2 protein-coding genes are annotated in these 1,608 nt (G+C 56.6%); one reads left to right on the forward strand and one right to left on the reverse strand.

What is annotated here, in order from left to right; genetic code table 11:
* The first annotated feature begins 106 nt into the window (after positions 1-106).
* Positions 107-790, forward strand: a complete 684-nt coding sequence (locus tag QMK33_RS22890) for a recombinase family protein (RefSeq protein WP_283566953.1) — start codon at positions 107-109, stop codon at positions 788-790.
* A gap of 133 nt (positions 791-923) precedes the next feature.
* On the opposite strand, the gene QMK33_RS22895 is transcribed toward QMK33_RS22890, so the two are convergent.
* On the reverse strand, positions 924-1,608 hold a 685-nt coding region (locus QMK33_RS22895), incomplete at its 5' end, for a Fic family protein (protein WP_349361792.1).

The following is a 1,608-nucleotide window of genomic DNA, read 5'->3' on the forward strand; positions in this document are numbered from 1 at the left end:
GTAAAAATACGCTCTCTTCGGGTGATTTCACAGTTTATAAACGTGCGTTTAACTTTTGTGACAAAATACTTTTGAGGGGTAGTTTTGCCTAAACTCCCCCGCTTCCATGAAATCTTACGTCGCCTACCTGCGCGTCTCCACCCAGAAGCAAGGCCAGTCCGGCCTTGGCCTCGAAGCCCAGCGGGCCGCCGTGGGGGCCTTCGTCCAGGCAATGCCTTTGGCGGGAGAATTCGTCGAAGTCGAATCCGGCAAGAAAAATGAGCGGTCCCAACTGGCAGCGGCCATCGCCTTGGCCAAAGCGCGCGGCGCGACCCTGCTTATCGCCAAGCTCGACCGGCTCTCGCGCAACGCGGGCTTCATCTTCCAGCTCCGCGACTCGGGGGTAGACTTTGTCTGCTGCGCCAGGCCCGACGCCAATACCCTGACCGTAGGCCTCTTTGCCGTGCTCGCCCAACACGAGCGCGAAATCATCTCGAAACGGACCAAGGACGCGCTCGCGGCCAAGAAGGCGCGTGGGGCCCAACTAGGTACCCCGGCGAACCTGACGGCAGTGGCCACGCAGAAGGGGCGGGACCGCAACCAGGCGAATGCGCTGACCAACGAGCATAACGAGCGGGCGGCGGCGCACATTCTACTGCTGCGCGAGAAGGGCTTTAATTACTCTCAGATTGCCACGAAGCTGAATGCGCTACGCTTTCTTACCCGTAACGGCAAGGCCTTTCGGGCCGAGCAGGTCAAGCGCTTATATCTGCGCACAATGGCCTCGAAACGAGTTGTTGACAAAACCTGAACCGTGTGCTCTGTTAGCGCACTGATCCGCTTTATTCGACGGCCTTCCTTTGCCGCACCCTGCTAAATAAGGCCTTACGCTGTCCATCTTTACCCGACCCGCTCAAGTATCACCCTAAGTTCAATCCCCATTTTCAGTTACCAACCATCAAGGCTCGACCAAGCTCCGTTGTATAATAACGCTGATTGGGAGAACTGGGAATAGCAGGTAGGGTCAGGACTAGCAAGCCCCGCTGGAGCAACGGATCCAGATAGCTGGTGCGGAATTTGGTGCGATTACTCACAGACAACACCTGAAGCAGCGTAGTCACAGCCTGGGGCTGCAAGCAAAGAGCCAACACCCGCACAAATTGTAATAAACGGGCGGGTACAAGCCTAGGCCCTTGCTCGGCTATTGCTAGTCCCTGCCACTGCTCAAACGCTGGTAAATCGCTGCCAGGCTGGTTTTTGGCTAAGTTCAACCTGGTCCCTTTTTCCACCCACCTTAGGCCCAACTGATAAAGCAAAGCGGCGGGAGAAGCTGCATGGCCCTGCACAGCAGGACCCAATGGCAATAACGCCAGGGAGGCGCGGCTGTTCGGTTCTATGGGCAAACCGAGCAGTTGAAGCAAGTAATCCGCAGGAGCCTCTCCCAACTGGTTTATCACCAGTGGCAGTATCGTTTGAAATACCGGCCCATCGAGGAAACGCGGCAACGCGCCCGGCACATATTTGGGCAGATAATGGGTGACGTTCAGGACCCCCGAACCTAATTCTTCCACGCGGCCTAGTTGCAAGAAAAATCGCGCAATAGCCGGGTTTTTGGGGTAGGGAGCAAAC

The sequence above is a fragment of the Hymenobacter sp. H14-R3 genome (assembly GCF_030063445.1).
Classification (GTDB): domain Bacteria; phylum Bacteroidota; class Bacteroidia; order Cytophagales; family Hymenobacteraceae; genus Hymenobacter.